Origin of the sequence: Actinoplanes sp. NPDC051851 (assembly GCF_040681165.1) — a bacterium.
Taxonomy (GTDB): Bacteria; Actinomycetota; Actinomycetes; order Mycobacteriales; family Micromonosporaceae; genus Actinoplanes.
This window is the reverse complement of sequence record NZ_JBFAYF010000042.1, coordinates 29799-46452: the sequence shown is the minus strand read 5'-3', so window position 1 is coordinate 46452 and position 16654 is coordinate 29799. Positions and strand designations below refer to the sequence as shown.

Below are 16654 nucleotides of genomic sequence, written 5' to 3'. Positions count from 1 at the left end.
CTCTACCGAAGCCGGGCACCCGGGAAGGGCCACTTGCGCCCTTCCCGGACCCGTGTCTCACCAGCCGCTGGAGAGCGCCTCCACCAGCGCGCCGTCGGTGGTGTCGCCGGAGAGCTCCCAGGCGAACGCGCCGCCCAGCCCCTTACCCTTGGCCCACGCCACCTTGGCCGCGATCGTGGTCGGGGTGTCGTAGCTCCACCACTCGCCGTCGCAGTAGCCGTACGCCTGGCCACCCACCGTCCCGGTCTCCGGGCACTCGGTCACCAGCTCGTTATAGTTCTTGAAACCCTTCTGGTACGACCCGTCGGCGAGTCCCGTCGCGTCCCCGCCCGGGTCGGACTGGGTCACACCCTTCCAGCCGCGTCCGTAGAAGCCCACGCCCATCAGGATCTTGTCGGCCGGCACGCCGAGGCCGGTGAGCTTGTCGATGGTCTCGGTGAGCGTGGTACCGGACTTCGGGATGCCGTCGTACGGCTCCAGGGCCGAGTGCGGCGCCGTCGGCCCGGTGGTGCTCGCGCCGTAGTAGTCGTAGCTCATCGTCATGACCCAGTCGAGCGAATCGGCGGCGGTGGCGTAGTCGGCCTGGTCCATCACGCCGTCGTCCGCCGCGTTCGCGGTGATCGCCGCGGTGACCAGCGCGTCGTCGCCGAACGCGGTGCGCAGCGCGCTGGTCAGCTTGGTCAGCGCGTCCTCGCCGCTGGTGTCGCAGGTCTCGCCGCAGGCGTTCGGGTACTCCCAGTCGATGTCGATGCCGTCGAAGAGCCCGTCCCACTTCTCGTTCTGGACCAGCTCCTTGCAGGACTCCGCGAACGTGGTGGGATCCTCGGCAGCCTCACCGAAGCCGGACGAGCCGCTCCAGCCGCCGAACGACCAGAGGATCTTCAGGTCCGGCTGCTTCTCCTTGAGCTTGAGCAGCTGGTTGAAGCTGCCCTTGAGTTCCTGGTCGGAGGCGTCCGCCTCGCCGTCGACGCTCTCGTCCGCGGTGATCGGCCGCTCGTAGTCGGCCCACGAGTCCGCGACCGCGCACTTGCCGTTGCTGACCTTGCCGAACGCGTACACGAGATCGGTCAGCCTGTCCGCCGCACCGCTGGTCTCGATCTGCTTGACCTGGTAATCCCGGCTGTAGACACCCCACTCGGAGAGGTAGCCGACGATGTGCGGGTCGGCCTGTTCGGGCGCACTGCTGGCGGGCGCGGCCGGTGGCGCACCCGAGCCGTCGGATCTCTCCGACGGCTCGGACTTGCTACACCCGGCTGCGAGCAGCAGCACGGCGACGACGGCTATGCCGAAAAGACTCTTATTTGGCATCGTGCCGACGCTAGGGACGATCCCTGTGTGTCCGATTATGTGAAATTAGGGAACTACTGTGACTGGCCATCGGCCACAGCGCACCAACCGCTGGGCGACGGAACCCGCGAAACGGTGCAACGTGCTCTCCGAACGGCCGACCACCACCGCGTCGGCGCGCAGTTCCTTCGCGGCCTGGCACAGCTCGCTGAACGGGTCGCCATAGCGGACCATCATCTCGATGTCGACGCCGATGCGCGGCTTCTCCCGCACGATGGTGTCCCGGAACTCGGTCTCCATCTCGTTCTGCGCCTCGACCACGGAGGCGACGGCCGCGCCGTACGAGTCGGCGAGCGAGACCATGCCGCTCTGCTGCGGCCGCACGAAGACCACGACCAGTCGCGATCGCTGCCGCTTGGCGAGCCCGACGGCGTACGCCGCGGCCCGCAGCGAGGTCGGCGAACCATCGATCCCGACGACGATCTTTCCCGGTCCCATGGCCGCGCCTCCGGATTACTGAACGCCAACCGTTCGCTTATACCGAAAATTTTATCCCTCCGGAAACCATTCGGCAATCTCCACCCGGCATCTCTGTATCCTGACGGGATTCGTTCAGCAATGGAGATCCGAGGACCGGCGATGAGCACCGCATCCGCACCAGGCCGTCCGCGCGACCCCGAGGTGGACCGCCGGATCACCCGGGCCGCACTGGACGTGTTCGGCGACGCCGGCTGGGCCGGTTTCGCCATGGAGGTCGTCGCGCGCCGGGCCGGCGTCGGCAAGGCCTCCCTCTATCTGCGCTGGAGCAGCAAGGAGGCGCTGCTCACCGACGCGGTCAGCACCGGGCTGGTCCGGATCAGCGACGTCGACACCGGCACGCTCCACGGCGACCTGGTCGAGCTGGCCACCCAGATGCTCGACCTGTACGCCGGGCCGTCCAGCCGGGCGGCGCTGCGACTGAGCCTGGAGGCGGCGTCGATCCCCGGTGTCGGCGAGCACTACGACGCCCTGCGCGACTCCCAGCTGCTCGCGGCCCGGGCCATCGTCCGGCGCGGCATCGACCGCACCGAGCTCCCGGCGACCGTCTCGATCACGCTGCTGCTGGACACCCTGGTCGGCGGGGCGATGATGCACGCCCTCAGCACCCCTCCGGACCGGCGGGCGGCCCTGACCCAGGACACCCCCGCCCACGCCCGTCGCCTGGTCGACTTCCTGCTCAACGCGGTGACCGCGCGGTGAACAAGCTCTCACCCACAAAACTTGCCCACTGGGCAAATTTTGCCGATGCTGGGGTGGTGCCACCACCGGGCCAGTGACACCGGCGGGGCCAGGGACGACACGGGGAGCCCACGGTGACAGAGGCGAAGGCGCGCAGGCGGCGGTGGATCAGGATCGCCGGAATCGTCGCGGTGGTGGCACTGCTCGGCGTCGAGCTGGTGCTCGGCTGGTCGTCGCTGATCGAGGCGCTGCGGCATCTGCGCCGGCCACACCTCGGCTGGCTGGCGCTCGCGGTCCTCGCCGAGGTCGTCTCGATGAGCGCGTACGCCCGGATGCAGGGACGGCTCCTGCGCTCGGCCGGCGTGACCGCACCCTACGCGCAGAACGTCCGGCTGGTCTACGCCGCGCACTCGCTCAACGAGACGCTCCCCGGCGGGCCGGCCTTCTCCACCCGGCTCAACTATCAGCAGATGCGGCGATTCGGGGCCAGCCCCGCGGTGGCGTCCTGGTGCATCGCGCTCAGCGGCATCCTCTCCGCCTGCGCGCTGGCCGTGGTGACGGTCGGCAGCGCCCTCGCGGCGGGCGGCGAGGCGTCCTGGCGGGATCTGATCGCCCTGCTGGTCGCCGCGGTGCTGCTCGTCCTCGGCGCCCGCCGGGTGGCGAAGCGCCCGGACGGCGTCGCTCAGGCGCTGCGCTCCCCCCTCGCGCTGCTCAACCGCCTGCGCCGGCGCCCGGCGGACCACGGGCACGACCGGGTGCTGGGCTTCCTCGACCAGCTGCGCGGCGCCCGGCTGCGCCCGGGCGACGGCGCCCTCGCCGCGCTCGCCGCGATCCTGAACTGGCTGCTCGACGCGGCCGCGCTCTGGCTCTGCTTCCACGCGGTCGGCGAGCACCCGGCCGGACTGGGCGCGGTGCTGCTGGCCTTCTGCGCCGCGATGGCCGCCGGCACGGTGACGATCGTGCCGGGCGGCCTGGGCGTGATCGACAGCGCCCTGATCCTGGGCTTGATGGCCGGCGGGGTGAGCGCGTCGGGCGCGGTGGCGACCGTGGTCCTGTACCGCCTCCTGAGCTTCGGCTTCATCATCGGCCTGGGCTGGCTCTCCTGGCTGCACCTCCGCCACGACCTCCGGGCCTCCGCGCCCTCCCCCTCCATGCCATCCACCACCACGTCGGCACTCACACCCGCTGCCACGTCGGCACTCACACCCGCCGCCACGTCGGCACTCGCGACACCCTCACCCGTGCTCGCACTCTCACCCGCCGCCTTCGCTGCGCCGTCGCCCTCAGCTTGACGGACGTTTACGAAATGTCCGTCGTCGGGTGCGCCGGCACCGCACCCGACGCCCCACGCTCACCCCACGCCTGCCGCCCCGCCACATGGCGGGGAAGATCCGCCGGGTGGCGGTGTGCCGTGGGCCACTCGCTCGAACAGGATGGGCAACACCAGCGTCATCTCCGCGAAACAACCGGGAGGCCCCCGTGACGATCGCCCCAGGACCGCCGCCGCCCTTCGACCCCGAGCTCGCCGCCGCCCTCGACGTCCTCGATCTGAACCTGCCGAGCCCACTCACCGCCAAGGTCCTCCCCGCGATCCGCGAGGGCGTGGCCGCCGCCAACCCCAGCGACGAGGACCTCTCCCGCGGCGGCGCGTACACCGTCGTCCGCCGGATGGTCCCCGGCCCCGCCGGGGATCCCGACGTCGAGCTGCTCATCCTCACCCCGGTGAACGCCGCGGGCCCGCTGCCCGGGATCTACCACACCCACGGCGGCGGCATGATCATCGGAACCAGCAGCAGCGGCGTCGAGCTGTTCCAGGAGTGGCTCGACGAGATCCCCTCGGTGATCATCTCGGTCGAGTACCGGCTCGCCCCCGAGCACCCGGACCCCGCCCCGGTCGAGGACTGCTACGCCGGCCTGGTGTGGACCGCCGAGCACGCGGACGAGCTCGGCATCGACCCGGACCGCCTGATCATCGCGGGCGGCAGCGCCGGCGGGGGCCTCGCCGCCGGCGTCTCCCTGCTGGCCCGGGACCGCGGCGGCCCGCAGCTCGCCGGCCAGATGCTGATCTGCCCGATGCTCGACGACCGCAACGACACCCCGTCCACGCTGCAGATGGACGGTCTCGGCGTCTGGGACCGCAGCGCCAACCACGCCGGCTGGACCGCCCTGCTCGGCGACGCCCGCGGCGGTACCGACGTCTCCCCCTACGCCGCCCCGGCCCGCGCCACCGACCTCTCCGGCCTGCCGCCGGCCTTCATCGACGTCGGGTCCGCCGAGACGTTCCGGGACGAGGACGTCACGTACGCCACCCGCATCTGGCAGTCCGGCGGCATCGCCGAGCTGCACGTCTGGCCGGGCGGTTTCCACGGTTTCGACATGCTCGCTCCGCAGGCCGCCGTCTCCCGCGAGGCCCGCACCGCCCGCCTGCACTGGCTACGCCGCCTGCTCGGCGCATAGCCACCACCCGGGCGGCGAGGCACGATGATCCGATGAGGGACCTCGCCGCCCGGCTCACCGCCCTGGACCCGGACGCGGGCGCCGCCCTGCGCGTCATCACCTACTTCGACCGCCTGACGTCCGCCCGCGCGGGCCTCCCCGCCATCGTCCGGGGCGCCGCCGTCCTGGCCGGCTGCCCCGCCCACTTCTCCGACCCCGCCCGCCGCATCCACCTGCACGTCACCCCGGACGGCACCTCCCACCCCACCCCAGCGCCCGGGCTCACCTCGGCACCCCAGCTCACCCCGGGCCCCCAGCTCACCCCGGCATCCGGGCTCACCTTCGCCCGGCCAGACAAATCCGAAATTTCGGATTTGTCCACTCAAGAAGCCGGCGCTCCGCCAAGCGCGAACACGGCAGGCGCGGGCCTGTCGGTTCAGGTCGGCGCGGGCCCGTCGGTTCAGGTCGGCGACGGGGCGACGCTCTCGCTGGAGCGTTCCGGGCCGCCGGGACCGGTCGACGCCATGATCCTGGAGCGGGCCGCCGTCGCCGCCCAGGCCGCCCTCGACCGCACCCGCCGCCGCACCGCCCCGACCGACGCCGAGCTGATCACGATCACCGTCGACGCCGCCACCCCAGAACCCGAGCGCCTCCAGGCCGCTTCCCGCCTCGGCTTCCGTTCCCCCTCCCGGGTACGCGCCATCGCGCTCCCCACCACCAATCCCGCGATCCACGCGGCGCCGGATCCCGCAATCCGCGCCGAGCCGACTCCCGGAATCCGCGCCGAGCTCGGGGCCGACACCGGCCCACCCACCCGCGCCGGTGTCGGTCCCGCCGGACGGATCGCCGACCTGCCCGCCTCGTTCGCCGCCGCCCGAACCGCCCTGCGCTTCACCGCCGAGGGCACCGAGCAGGATCCCGGCCCCCGGATCGTGCACGCCGAGCACCTGGGCGGCCTGGCCCTGCTCGCCGACGCGACCCACCCCGGCACCGAGCCGATCCCGGACGTCCGCGCCGTCGACCGCGTCGCCGCCACCGCCCCGTGGGCCCTCGCCACCCTGACCGCCGTCGCCGACTCCCCCAGCCTGCGCGCCGCCGCCACCACGCTCCGGCTGCACCACTCCACGCTGCAGGAACGCCTGACCCACCTGCTCCCCACGCTGGGCTGGGACCCGCACGACCCCCACGGTCGCCTCCGCCTCCAGCTGGCCCTGGCCCTGCGCCGCCTGCACCGCTCCACCCTCGCGCCCGCTCCACCCCTCGCCCGCTCCACCCCCACTGCCGACCCCACCCTCGCGGGCCCCGCCCCGGCCGGGAACGCCCCGGCCCGAGACGCCCCGGCCGGGAACGCCGCGCGCTGAGGCGCCTACCTGAACAGCGCCGCCGCCAGCTGCCGCCACTCTTCGCGCGGCAGCGTCGTCGGGCGGCCGGACGCCACCAGCACCTGAACGGCCACGTGGTCGGCGCCCGCGTTCAGGTGGGCGTCGATCCCGGCACGCACCCGCGCGCCGTCGCCCCAGACCACCGCCGAGTCCACCAACCGGTCGCTGCCCTCGCCGGCGAGATCCGCCTCTGCCAGCCCGTACCGGAGAAGTTGCCTGGTGTAGTTGGGCAGTGGCAGGTAGATCTTGAGACCGGCCCGCCCGGCCCGGCGCGCTACCGCCGGATCGGTGCCCAGGAAGACCTTCTGCTCCGGTACGAGTAACGGCCCCGAACCCAGGATCCCCCGCGCGTCGGCGGTGTGCGCGGGCGGCATCAGGTAGGGCAGCGCCCCCGCCGTCAGCTCGGCCGCCGTCCGCAGCGCCTTCGGCCCGAGCGCCGCGATCATGCGCTCCCCCGCCGGGACCCCGGCCAGCGGACCGGTGAGCAGTTCCCGCAGCCGGGTCAGCGGCTGGGTGTACTCCCGCCCGTGCGCCCGGGCGGTCGGCGCGTGCCCCGCACCGATCCCCAGGTAGAAGCGTCCGCCGCGCTGGATCCGGGCGTGTGAGGCGGCCAGCCGGTCGCCGTCCGCGTCCCAGATGTTCACGATGCTGGTGCCGACCACGAGCGTGTCGGTCGCCGCGAGGATCTCCTCGGCCAGGCGCAGGTCGTCGCCGGGGCTGCCGCCGATCCAGAGCGCGCCGTACCCGAGTTCCTGAATCTCCCGCGCGGCGCCCGCGATCTCCTTCGGGTCGTCCGGCCAGACCTGACCGGGGATCCAGAGGCCGTAGGGTCCCAGGGCATCACTTCCATGCTGATCCATGCGCCGATCCTCCCTCGCGGGCGGCGGGCCAGGGATGTACTGGCGGTACACCTCTCGGCAGGAACTCCCTCCGAGTGCGCCCGTGCGGTTGTCTGTAATCCGCTGTTTGCGCGCTTCACTGGAGGTCGTCATTCTCACCGTCAACGCCATCGCCGCGACCTCGGCCACCGCGCCGCTCGTCCGTACCACGATCGAGCGCCGTGACGTCGGGCCGCACGATGTCCTCATCGAGATCCGGTACGCCGGGATCTGCCACTCCGACATCCACACGGTGCGCGGCGAGTGGGGCGACATCGCCTACCCGCAGACCGTCGGCCACGAGATCGTCGGGCGGGTCACCGAGGTCGGCGCCGAGGTCACCCGGCACGCCGTGGGTGACCGGGTCGGCGTCGGCTGCATGGTCAACTCGTGCCGCGAGTGCGAGAACTGCGAGGCCGGGCAGGAGCAGTACTGCCTCAACGGCAACACCGGCACGTACACCGCCGTCGACCGGGACGGCACCATCACCCAGGGTGGCTACTCGACGCACATCGTGGTCGACCAGGACTTCGTGCTGCGGGTGCCGGAGAGCATCCCGTACGAGGCGGCCGCCCCGCTGCTCTGCGCGGGCATCACCACGTACTCTCCGCTGTCGCACTGGAGGGCCGGTCCGGGCCGCCGGGTGGCTGTGGTCGGCATGGGCGGACTCGGACACATGGCCGTCAAGATCGCCGCGGCGATGGGTGCCGAGGTGACCGTGCTGTCGCAGACGCTGGGCAAGCGGGAGGACGGTCTGGCGTTCGGCGCGAAGGACTACTACGCGACCGGCGACCCGGCCACCTTCGACACGCTCAAGAACACCTTCGACCTGATCATCAACACCGTCAGCGCGCCCATCGACATGAACTCCTACCTGCGTCTTCTGCGCCTTGAGGGCACGCTGGTCAGCGTCGGCGCGCCGCCGGAGCCGCTGCCGGTGAAGGTCTTCACGCTCTTCAACAACCGTCGCTCGTTCGCCGGTTCGAGCATCGGTGGCATCGCCGAGACCCAGGAGATGCTCGACTTCTGCGCCGAGCGCGAGATCGCCCCCGAGGTCGAGGTGATCAGTGCAGAAGCGGTCAACGAAGCCTACGACCGGGTGCTGAAGTCGGACGTCCGGTACCGCTTCGTCATCGACATCGACACCTTGCGTTAAAACCTAGCGTCAAAACCCTGCGTCAAAGCCTTCTCCGGTACGCCGTGAGCACCCCGATCGCTGGTCGGAGGCTCACGGCGTACGGGAGAAGTCGGTGGCTGCCCAGGAGGCGAGAAGGGTGAGCGCCTGCGCGGTGGGTGAGCCTGGCTCGGCGGCGTAGATGGTCATCTTCAGTCCCGGCTCCGCGACCAGATCCATGGTCTCGTAGGCGAGTTCCAGGTCACCGACGACGTGATGCCGGAAATGCTTGACCCCGGTCCCGTGGATGCGGACATCGTGCGAACCCCAGCGGCGCCGGAAGTCGTCACTGCGGGTGGAGAGCTCGCCGACCAGATCGTGCAGCCCCTTGTCGTGCGGATCGATGCCCGCCGCCGTCCGCAGGTTACCCACCGTCATGTCCGCGAACAGGTTCCAGTCCGGATAGAACCGGTGCGCCGCACTGTCCAGAAACGTGAACCGGGCGAAGTTGGGCGGCACCGCCGCGTCGGCCCGCACCCGGTCGGCGAAGAGGTCGCTGTGCATGGCGCGGCCGAGATGATTGCAGGCCAGCAGGTCCGAGCGGTGGTTCACCACGATCGCCGGCGCGGTGATCGCGTCGAGTGACCACTGCAGGCTCGGCCGTACGGTGAACGGCTTGCGCCGCCGGTTCGGCCGCAACAGAGCGCCACTGCCGTTCGCGTCCTGCGCCAGGTGCATGAGGTGCGCCCGCTCGGCGTCGTCGAGGCGCAGCGCGCGGGCGATCGACTCGAGGACGCCGGCCGACACCCCGGCGAACTGCCCGCGCTCCAGCTTGGCGTAGTACTCGACACTCACCCCGGCGAGCGTGGCGACCTCACCCCGGCGCAGCCCCGGCACGCGGCGGGCCCCGGTCACCGGCAGCCCCACGCGCTCCGGCGAGATCTTCGCCCGGCGCGACGTCAGGAACTCGTGCACCTCGGCCCGGTTGTCGTTCACAGCGACTTCGCCATCTGCTGCGCCATGACACCGAACCCGAGGCTCTCGTACAGCCGGATCGCCCGTGTATTGCCCCCGAAGACGTTCAGCCCGAGCCGGTCCACCCCCTGCCCGCGAAGCTCCTCCTCGATCGCCAGCAGGATCCCCCGCCCGTACCCCCGCGACTGGAACGCCGGATCCACATCGATGTTGTGCACCCAGGCCATCTCCGGCCGCCCCGGCGCTCCCGGCAGGGTGACCCAGACCCAGCCGACCACGTCCCCGCCGACACGGGCGGTCCGCAGGATGGTGAGCTCGCTGTCATACCCCTTCGGCAGAATGACATCCAGCTTCTCGGATGCCTCCGCCTCCGCTTCCGCCGGGCTCATCCCGCGCTCCCGATGCAGATTCCCCGCGTAACGACTGCGCAGCGCGGCGATCCGCGTCTCGAACTCCGTACGCGACATGGGTTCCAGAACGACGCTCATCAAGCCTCCCGCCTTACCGTATCGCCACGTTCCCGGCCCTCTTCGCGAGGCCACGGTCACCAGATCGCCCGGCCCGCGGTCACCAGACGGCACGGACCGCGGTCACCAGACGGCACGGACCACGGTCACCAGATCGCCCGGGGCTCCGTCTTGGCCGGCAGGCGGGAGAGCTGGTAGAGGTTGAGAGCGGCGATCAGGGTGAAGACGACGCCGGTGACGTAGTACCAGGGCTTGTCGAAGACCTCCGGCATGGCCAGCACCCACATGCTCGACGGCAGGAACGTGTTGACCGTGGCGATCAGGATGAGGATCGCCAGGCCCATGCTGGTGCCGCGCCGCGAACCGTCCCGGACGCCACGCCGCGCCCAGAGCACGCCCGGGGCGGCCGCGATGAGCATGTTGGTGAAGAGGAACCACTGCAGGATACTGCCCGCCCCCATGAATCCGATGAGGATGTTGACGAGGCAGTAGAACGCGGCCACCTGCACCGCGACGTTGAACGCGGCGTACCGGGTGCTGACCGGCCCGCGGTGGTAGTCGCCCCAGATCTCCTGCCGCTCGACGGTGATCGCCTTCCAGATGTTGAAGACCTCGAAGAAATTCCAGATCATCAGCGCGACACCGCAGGTGGTGAAGAACCAGTTCCAGCCGTGGTGCGCCGCGGTCCACAGCATGATCGCCGCCCAGCTGCTGTCGTGGGCGAGGTAGAAGGTGTGCATCCACACCGGGTAGGGCGCCCGGTGCTCCTTCCACATCAGGGCGAAGCTGTAGACGTACTCCAGATACCCGAAGAGGAACGTGATCGCCGACACCACCAGCAGCGGGGTGTTGTCCAGCGTGAAGACGCGCATCAGCTCGTCGTAGAAGTCCATGACAGCCTCCAACTTTCCGATCGGTAAGTTAACACGGTAACTAACCGAGTGGTAAGTTGGCTGAGTGGAGGATCTCCAGGCGCTCAAGCGCACCCGCGGCGGCCGCGAGCGACTACTGACGGTCGCCGCCGAGATGTTCCGCAGCAAAACCCTCGCCGGTACGTCGCTGCAGATGATCGCCGACCGGCTGAGCGTGAGTAAGGCGGCGATCTACCACCACTTCCGCTCCCGCGACGAGATCGTCGCCGCGCTCATGGCCCCGGTCTTCACCGACGCCGAGGCCGGAATCGCCCAGCTGCGGGCGCTAGCGCCGGACGAGCGCCCGGCCGCCGCCCGCGCGTTCTACACGGGTTTCGTGGTCCGCCACCGCGCGGTGATCACCATGGTCTTCTTCGACCGCGGCGCCTTCGACCCCGACACGGCCGCCCGGGTGGACCGCCTGGCCGACGACATGGCCGATACGCTCGGCGACCAGCCCACCGGCCAGGTCCGGGTCTACGGGATAGCCGCCCTGATCACCCGGCACCAGGACCTGACCGACGAGGCCCTGACCGCCCTGGTCCAGGTCGTACAGGAGAAGCTGTAATCACCCCGGCGGCGGCCGGTCATGGCTCGTGGGCGGTTCGGCGGGTCAGCGGAAGGCGTCGATGTTGCGCGCGGCCCACTCGGCGAAGGGCCGCGGGGGACGGCCCAGAACCTCTGTCACGTCGGGGCTGATGCGCTGCTCGATGTCGGTCGGCGTGCCGAGAATCGCCAGGGTGCCTTCGACCACCGGCGGTGGCATGAACCCCAGCATCTGCCGGCGGGCCTCGTCCGGCGACTGCTCGACGAAGCGGATCGGAGCGCCGAGCGCGGCGGCGAGGTCCGCTGCCCGTCGGCGCGGGGTGCTCAGTGCCGGGCCGGTCAGCACATAGGTGCGACCGTCGTGGCCACCGTGGAGGGCGACGGCGGCCACCCCGGCGATGTCGTCCGGATCGACCACCGGCAGGCCGACATCGCCGAAGGGCGCGGCCACCGTGCGGCGGGACCGGACCGCCTCCGCCCAGGCGAGGGCATTGGAGGCGAAGCCGCCGGGCCGCAGGATCGTCCAGCCGAGGCCCGACCGGCGTACGTGCTCCTCGATGGCGTGCAGCGGGGCGTGCGACGCCGATGCCGGCCGGGTGCCGACGGCCTGTGAGGATTGCAGCACGACCCGCTTCACCCCGGCCGCCGTGGCCACTCGGAGAATCTCGGGCCCGTCAAGATTCGCGCCCGCGCCCTCCACCAGGAGGAACATGGCGTCGGCACCGGCGAGTGCCGGACCCAGGCTCTCCGGCTCCTCGAGGTCGGCACGGTGGTGACGAACTCCGTCCGGCACCGCGACCGGGCGCCGTCCACGCGACACCGCCGTGACCGCGGTGCCCGACGCCGCGAGAATCGACACCAGCGTCCGGCCGACATTGCCGGTCGCTCCTGTTACGACGAACATGCCTCGTCTCCCTTTCGGACCGCGTCACTCGCGCGGCCGAGGGGGACGTTAGTGGCATCCGTATAGTAGGTACCTAGAGGATAGTAATGGCTTTGTGGCGGAGGGCACATGCAACGCTCAGCGGACCCCGAGATCGCATGCCCGGTCGCGCCGGTCGTCGACATCGTGTTCAGCCGGTGGACGACCCCGATCCTGTGGGCTCTGCACGAGTACGGCCGACAGCGATTCGTGGAGCTGGAGCGCCGGCTGACCACCATCACGCCGAAGGTGCTCACCCAGCGGCTACGCCAGCTGGAACGCGACGGGCTCGTTGCACGCACCTACTACGCCGAGGTGCCACCCCGGGTCGAGTACGAGATCACCGACCTGGGCGCCAGCCTCGGCCCACTCTTCGCCCATCTGACCACCTGGGCGGACACCCACCTTCCGGCGGTTGAGCGAGCACGGAACGCCTACGACACCAGATGACGACGCTTGACAGCCCGCGCGAGCCGGTGCAGCACCGCGAACGGCTCGGCCTCGACCGGCTCGTCGATCCGGTGCCGCATTCGCATGATCACCGAGGCGAGGTCCAGCGCCCGGTCCCGGCCCTCCTCCGCGACGGCCACGGCGAACCCACCGAGCGCCGACGACCCGGCGGACTCCACGAACCCGGCGGACTCCACGAACCCGGCGGACCCGGCGGACCCGGCGATCCCGCTGAGCGCCGACGACCCGGCGGACCCGGCGATCTCGCCGAGCGCGGGCAGCGCGGCGAACCCGGCCGGGGTCGAAGCACTCGCCGTCGACGATGAGGCGGCGTTCGAGCTCCCGCCAGGTGTCGGCATCCGGCGAACGCGCACGACGATCCAGCAGCCGCGAGACAGCGAAGCCCGACGCGTCGTAAGAGATCACGCATCGATCGAACGCGGTGGATAAAAAATGTCACACGTGTGTTATTTTCCGGTGCGCTGTCTGGCGCGACCGGGAGAGGGCGGGTGGCATGGGCTGGGGAACCAAGCTCGCGTACGGCTGGGGAAGCCTGGGCAACAACATCGTCTACGGATTCGTGGCGACCTATCTCGCGCTCTTCTACACCGACGAGCTCGGGATCACGGCCGCCGCCGCGTCACTTCTCTTCCTTCTGGTACGCGTATTCGACGCGCTCTTCGACCCGATCATGGGGATGCTGGTCGACCGGACCTCCTCGCGCTGGGGGCGTTTCCGGCCGTACCTGCTGCTCGCTCCCCCGGTCCTCGCGCTGCTCACCGTCGTCCTGTTCTCGGTACCGGCGGGGAACGGCACCACGACCCTGGTACTGGCATACCTGACCTACCTCCTCTGGGGCCTCTCGTTCACCGCGATGGACGTCCCGTACTGGTCCATGTCGGCCGCTCTCACCCTCGACGCACGGGAGCGGACCTCGCTGGTCATGGTCCCGCGGACGCTGGCCAGCATCGGCTTCATCGGCGTCAACCTGGTGACGCTGCCGCTGGTCGGCGCGCTCTCCTGGAACCAGGTCGCGATCCTCTACGCCGTAATCGCGGTGGCCCTGACCTGGGTGACCTTCACCCGTGTCCGGGAACGCAAGGACTACGTGCCGTCGCCGCACTACGGTCCGCTGGAGATGGTCCGGCTGTTCCGCCAGAACACCCCGCTCCAGCTGCTGCTGGTCGCGATGCTGCTGACCGAGGCCGCGTTCACCATCCGCAGCATCATCCCGGCGTACTACCTGCGCTACAACTTCGACGCCGAGGACCTGGTCCCGCTCTTCGTCGGCATCTTCGCAATCACCACCATCATCGGTTCGCTGCTCAGCCCTCTCGCCGCACGCACCTGGGGCAAACGACGGGCGGCCCTCACCGGCATCGCCGTGACCACGGTGACCTCGCTCGGCGGTTGGCTGACCGGCTATGGTTCGCTGCCCCCGATGCTGTTCTGGATCGCCGTCACCGGCCTCGGCTACGGCATCACCAACATCACGCTCCTCTCCATGCTCGCCGACACGGTCGAATACGGTCAGTGGAAGACCGGCCGCCGCACCGAGGGCTTGGTCTTCTCCACCAACATCTTCAAGACGAAGGTCGCTTCGGCCATCGGCGCCTCCCTCCCCCTCGCCCTGCTAGCCGCATTCGGCTACCACGCCGGCGAAACCCAGACATCCACCACACTCAACGGCCTCCACGCCACGATGACGCTGGTCCCCGGCCTGATCGGCTTTCTCGCCGTCCTCCCCCTTCTCCGGTACGCCCTGGACGAGCGCCGCCACGCCGACCTGGTCCGCGAGCTGGAACTCAACGAGCCCCCGAACGCCCCCTCCTACATGGCCTCCTCCCCAGACGGCGCAGTCCCAGACGGCGCAGACCCAGACGGCACCTCCTCAAGCGTCTCCTCCTCAGACGTGCGCTCCCCTGGCGCCGGCGCCCCGAAGTCGTGAGCGTCCGGGAGCGACGGCGAGCGGCCCTGATCGCGGCAGCCCGGGACCTGTTCCTGGAGCGAGGCGTCGACCAGGTGACTATCGACGACATCGCGGACCGGTGCTCGGTCACGCGCCGAACCGTCTACCGCTACTTCGCCACCCGCGAGCAGGTCGCCCTCGCGGTCGAGGTAGACATCCTTCAGCGCTGGGCCGAAACGGTCAGGCACCGCAGCGAGTCGTGGAGCGGCACCGGTGCCGCCCGTCTGGCCACCGCCTTCACCGACCTCGAACAACTCGTAGACGAGGCCGCCGACGAGGTCCGGTTCACCCGCATCTTCGACGCACGTTCCACCTCCCCACCAACCGAGCCGAGCCGCAAACCCGGAACGCAACCAGAATCCGATGCCGGCCACCTACCAGAATCCGATGACAGCCACGGAGCTGACAGCGGTAAGGCGGACACCGCAGTGGCGACCGCGCTGGACGAGGCGTACCGGCAAGCGATCCACGGCCTGCTCGCACCGCTGGTCGCCGTTCTGCACCTCGGCCAGGAGGACGGCACGCTCCGGCTGGCCGTATCCCCGGAGCTGACCGCCTCCACGCTGACCAACGCCTACCTCGGACTCGCCCAGCGTGTCTACGGCCGCGGCGACCAGCTCGCCCAGGAACAGCAGATCTATCCGCGCGACATGCTGACCGAACTGGCCCGACTCTATCTCACCGCGCTGCGCCATTGAGCCATTCCAGCACTCGGCAAACCTGCATTAAAATCACTTCCGACGGCCCATTTTTGCGAATTCTGTGGAGTTTGGATTGGCATGATCCAGTGCTGACAATCGGGCTCGCCGGCGCGGCAGACTTGAGCCATGCAACAGGGATCATTGTTCAGCAGAAGCCAGATAGCGGAGATGCGCGACCGCACGAAGGCGCGCAATTACTCACCTAGCCGCGACGCATTTCGGCGTGAACACGAAAGGCACCGCGCGTGGGGTTTGCGCCAACGCCACGTGTCGCGGCTCCGCCAGCTGGATAAGGATTCACCGGAGAACATCCGAGCCCTGGATCAGGCCTATTTCGCACGCATACAAAAACTGGATCGAGAGCGGCCGGACCAAGAGCACCTGAGCCAAGAACACCTGAACCAAGGGCACCTTGGCCAAGGGCACCTGGGCCAAGGCGGCCAGCGTGCGGCGGCCACAGAACGGAGGCTCCCGCCAGCCCGTCCAGACGTCCCGGCCACACCACGCCGTCCCGCCGAGCCTGAGCTTCCCATCGGTCCCGAGCTTCCTGTCGAGCCTGAGCTTCCCGCCAACCCCGAGCTTCCCGTTGAGCCTGAGCTTCCCACCGAGCCTGAGCTTCCCACCGAGCCTGAGCTTCCTATCGAGGCAGACCTCCCCGTCGAGGCAGACCCGCCAACCGAGGCAGATCTCCCCGGCGAACCGGGTCTCCCGCACGGGAAAGGCAGGAAAGACGGGAAGGACAGGACGGATGGGAAGGAGGCGCCAGTCGACGCTGACCTTCCGAGTCGGCCGCCTCGTTCGGCTCGGCTGGAGATCAGGGCGACCACCAACCCGCTTCCACACCGCGGCACAGGGGCGCGGGCTGCGCCGGTCAGGTGTGCGTGGCCTCGTCGCCTCCACGGGGTGACGACAGGGCCTTCGCCGCCTGCGGGGAGGTCACCTCATCGAGGGGATAGATCAGGCGAAAGGAGTAGTTCAGTAGACAGTGGACAACCGGGTGGGCGGGGCCTGCGTAGTGAAGCAGCATGAATTCGACGACGGCGCGGACGGCGGTTGTTGCTCTGGCGAGGACGCTGTTGAAAAGGATCTCTGTCGGAGATCGGGAGCGGCTCGGGGATGCTCCGGCGCAGGTTCGGGTGGAGCTGTTGATGTTTCCGGCGCTTGCGGAAGCGTACTTTCGGCATCCGCAGCGGGCCGAGGATACGCCGCCGCTGGTGACGATGCTGATGTTCGAGGTTGCGCAGGCGATTCATCGGTACCTGACCGAGGAGGAGATACGAGAACGGCTCGCCGATGACGAGGTGCAGGCCATCGTCGTGGAGATTCTCACCGAGCAGGGTGACATGCCCACGCGCAAGGCACGGCTGCTGGCCGACGCCGCGCTGGGCCGCGAGTGAG

The 16654-nt window shown here is 70.0% G+C and carries 19 protein-coding genes; 10 read left to right on the top strand and 9 right to left on the bottom strand.

The features are described from left to right. Positions 1-57: 57 nt before the first annotated feature. Positions 58-1308 (bottom strand): glycosyl hydrolase family 18 protein, encoded by a 1251-nt coding sequence (locus AB0M08_RS32260; RefSeq protein ID WP_364501477.1) that lies wholly within the window; start codon positions 1306-1308, stop codon positions 58-60. A 45-nt stretch (positions 1309-1353) separates the two neighbouring features. Then, positions 1354-1785, bottom strand: a complete 432-nt coding sequence (locus AB0M08_RS32255; protein WP_364501474.1) for a universal stress protein — start codon at positions 1783-1785, stop codon at positions 1354-1356. A gap of 141 nt (positions 1786-1926) precedes the next feature. Between AB0M08_RS32255 and AB0M08_RS32250 the strand changes: the two genes are divergently transcribed. The 4 genes from AB0M08_RS32250 (at position 1927) to AB0M08_RS32235 (ending at position 6302) form a co-directional block, all read left to right on the top strand. Continuing rightward, positions 1927-2526, top strand: coding sequence for a TetR/AcrR family transcriptional regulator (locus AB0M08_RS32250; RefSeq protein WP_364501471.1), 600 nt, complete (start codon positions 1927-1929; stop codon positions 2524-2526). A 113-nt stretch (positions 2527-2639) separates the two neighbouring features. Then, positions 2640-3797 (top strand): YbhN family protein, encoded by a 1158-nt coding sequence (locus AB0M08_RS32245; protein ID WP_364501469.1) that lies wholly within the window; start codon positions 2640-2642, stop codon positions 3795-3797. 187 nt (positions 3798-3984) lie between these two features. Continuing rightward, positions 3985-4962, top strand: coding sequence for an alpha/beta hydrolase (locus tag AB0M08_RS32240; RefSeq protein WP_364501466.1), 978 nt, complete (start codon positions 3985-3987; stop codon positions 4960-4962). A gap of 32 nt (positions 4963-4994) precedes the next feature. Continuing rightward, a complete protein-coding gene (locus tag AB0M08_RS32235) occupies positions 4995-6302 on the top strand; it encodes a helix-turn-helix domain-containing protein (protein ID WP_364501463.1) in 1308 nt (435 codons plus the stop codon). Between the two features lie 5 nt (positions 6303-6307). On the opposite strand, the gene AB0M08_RS32230 is transcribed toward AB0M08_RS32235, so the two are convergent. Then, the gene (locus AB0M08_RS32230; RefSeq protein WP_364501460.1) at positions 6308-7183 is read right to left on the bottom strand and encodes a TIGR03620 family F420-dependent LLM class oxidoreductase; all 876 of its coding nucleotides are present in this window, start codon (positions 7181-7183) and stop codon (positions 6308-6310) included. Between the two features lie 130 nt (positions 7184-7313). Here AB0M08_RS32230 and AB0M08_RS32225 point away from each other — a divergent pair, with 130 nt between their 5' ends. Next, positions 7314-8357 carry an NAD(P)-dependent alcohol dehydrogenase gene (locus AB0M08_RS32225; protein WP_364501564.1) on the top strand — a complete coding sequence of 348 codons (1044 nt, stop codon included), beginning with the start codon at positions 7314-7316 and terminating at the stop codon, positions 8355-8357. A 72-nt stretch (positions 8358-8429) separates the two neighbouring features. Here the strand turns inward: AB0M08_RS32225 and AB0M08_RS32220 are convergent, their stop codons facing one another. The 3 genes from AB0M08_RS32220 to AB0M08_RS32210 form a co-directional block, all read right to left on the bottom strand. Further along, positions 8430-9311, bottom strand: coding sequence for a helix-turn-helix transcriptional regulator (locus AB0M08_RS32220; protein WP_364501458.1), 882 nt, complete (start codon positions 9309-9311; stop codon positions 8430-8432). Continuing rightward, a complete protein-coding gene (locus AB0M08_RS32215) occupies positions 9308-9778 on the bottom strand; it encodes a GNAT family N-acetyltransferase (protein WP_364501455.1) in 471 nt (156 codons plus the stop codon). Before AB0M08_RS32215 ends, AB0M08_RS32220 begins: the two co-directional genes overlap by 4 nt. Positions 9779-9903: 125 nt before the next feature. Further along, positions 9904-10650 carry a hypothetical protein gene (locus AB0M08_RS32210; RefSeq protein WP_364501453.1) on the bottom strand — a complete coding sequence of 249 codons (747 nt, stop codon included), beginning with the start codon at positions 10648-10650 and terminating at the stop codon, positions 9904-9906. Between the two features lie 64 nt (positions 10651-10714). Here AB0M08_RS32210 and AB0M08_RS32205 point away from each other — a divergent pair, with 64 nt between their 5' ends. Further along, positions 10715-11236, top strand: coding sequence for a helix-turn-helix domain-containing protein (locus tag AB0M08_RS32205; RefSeq protein WP_364501450.1), 522 nt, complete (start codon positions 10715-10717; stop codon positions 11234-11236). Between the two features lie 45 nt (positions 11237-11281). Here AB0M08_RS32205 and AB0M08_RS32200 read toward each other — a convergent pair whose 3' ends face one another. After that, positions 11282-12118, bottom strand: coding sequence for an NAD(P)H-binding protein (locus tag AB0M08_RS32200; RefSeq protein WP_364501448.1), 837 nt, complete (start codon positions 12116-12118; stop codon positions 11282-11284). A 108-nt stretch (positions 12119-12226) separates the two neighbouring features. Between AB0M08_RS32200 and AB0M08_RS32195 the strand changes: the two genes are divergently transcribed. Further along, the gene (locus tag AB0M08_RS32195) at positions 12227-12586 is read left to right on the top strand and encodes a helix-turn-helix domain-containing protein (RefSeq protein ID WP_364501445.1); all 360 of its coding nucleotides are present in this window, start codon (positions 12227-12229) and stop codon (positions 12584-12586) included. Here the strand turns inward: AB0M08_RS32195 and AB0M08_RS32190 are convergent. Then, positions 12571-12945, bottom strand: coding sequence for a hypothetical protein (locus AB0M08_RS32190; protein WP_364501442.1), 375 nt, complete (start codon positions 12943-12945; stop codon positions 12571-12573). The two genes, AB0M08_RS32195 and AB0M08_RS32190, sit on opposite strands and share 16 nt — an antisense overlap. Positions 12946-13100: 155 nt before the next feature. Between AB0M08_RS32190 and AB0M08_RS32185 the strand changes: the two genes are divergently transcribed. Continuing rightward, positions 13101-14534, top strand: a complete 1434-nt coding sequence (locus AB0M08_RS32185; protein ID WP_364501439.1) for a glycoside-pentoside-hexuronide (GPH):cation symporter — start codon at positions 13101-13103, stop codon at positions 14532-14534. Beyond that, positions 14531-15253 carry a helix-turn-helix domain-containing protein gene (locus AB0M08_RS32180; protein WP_364501436.1) on the top strand — a complete coding sequence of 241 codons (723 nt, stop codon included), beginning with the start codon at positions 14531-14533 and terminating at the stop codon, positions 15251-15253. Before AB0M08_RS32185 ends, AB0M08_RS32180 begins: the two co-directional genes overlap by 4 nt. Before the next feature lie 300 nt (positions 15254-15553). On the opposite strand, the gene AB0M08_RS32175 is transcribed toward AB0M08_RS32180, so the two are convergent. After that, entirely contained in the window at positions 15554-15970 is a 417-nt protein-coding gene (locus AB0M08_RS32175) for a hypothetical protein (protein ID WP_364501434.1), read from the bottom strand. Positions 15971-16281: 311 nt separating this feature from the next. Between AB0M08_RS32175 and AB0M08_RS32170 the strand changes: the two genes are divergently transcribed. Continuing rightward, positions 16282-16653 carry a hypothetical protein gene (locus AB0M08_RS32170; protein ID WP_364501432.1) on the top strand — a complete coding sequence of 124 codons (372 nt, stop codon included), beginning with the start codon at positions 16282-16284 and terminating at the stop codon, positions 16651-16653. Position 16654 lies beyond the last annotated feature (1 nt).

Excerpts from the sequence above, each read along its gene's own strand:
- AB0M08_RS32170 (WP_364501432.1), top strand. The coding sequence starts at position 16,282 with ATGAATTCGACGACGGCGCGGACGGCGGTTGTTGCTCTGGCGAGGACG.
- AB0M08_RS32250 (WP_364501471.1), top strand. The coding sequence starts at position 1,927 with ATGAGCACCGCATCCGCACCAGGCCGTCCGCGCGACCCCGAGGTGGAC.
- AB0M08_RS32235 (WP_364501463.1), top strand. The coding sequence starts at position 4,995 with ATGAGGGACCTCGCCGCCCGGCTCACCGCCCTGGACCCGGACGCGGGC.
- AB0M08_RS32230 (WP_364501460.1), bottom strand. The coding sequence starts at position 7,183 with ATGGATCAGCATGGAAGTGATGCCCTGGGACCCTACGGCCTCTGGATC.
- AB0M08_RS32260 (WP_364501477.1), bottom strand. The coding sequence starts at position 1,308 with ATGCCAAATAAGAGTCTTTTCGGCATAGCCGTCGTCGCCGTGCTGCTG.
- AB0M08_RS32200 (WP_364501448.1), bottom strand. The coding sequence starts at position 12,118 with ATGTTCGTCGTAACAGGAGCGACCGGCAATGTCGGCCGGACGCTGGTG.
- AB0M08_RS32195 (WP_364501445.1), top strand. The coding sequence starts at position 12,227 with ATGCAACGCTCAGCGGACCCCGAGATCGCATGCCCGGTCGCGCCGGTC.
- AB0M08_RS32185 (WP_364501439.1), top strand. The coding sequence starts at position 13,101 with ATGGGCTGGGGAACCAAGCTCGCGTACGGCTGGGGAAGCCTGGGCAAC.
- AB0M08_RS32210 (WP_364501453.1), bottom strand. The coding sequence starts at position 10,650 with ATGGACTTCTACGACGAGCTGATGCGCGTCTTCACGCTGGACAACACC.
- AB0M08_RS32215 (WP_364501455.1), bottom strand. The coding sequence starts at position 9,778 with ATGAGCGTCGTTCTGGAACCCATGTCGCGTACGGAGTTCGAGACGCGG.
- AB0M08_RS32190 (WP_364501442.1), bottom strand. The coding sequence starts at position 12,945 with ATGCCGACACCTGGCGGGAGCTCGAACGCCGCCTCATCGTCGACGGCG.
- AB0M08_RS32255 (WP_364501474.1), bottom strand. The coding sequence starts at position 1,785 with ATGGGACCGGGAAAGATCGTCGTCGGGATCGATGGTTCGCCGACCTCG.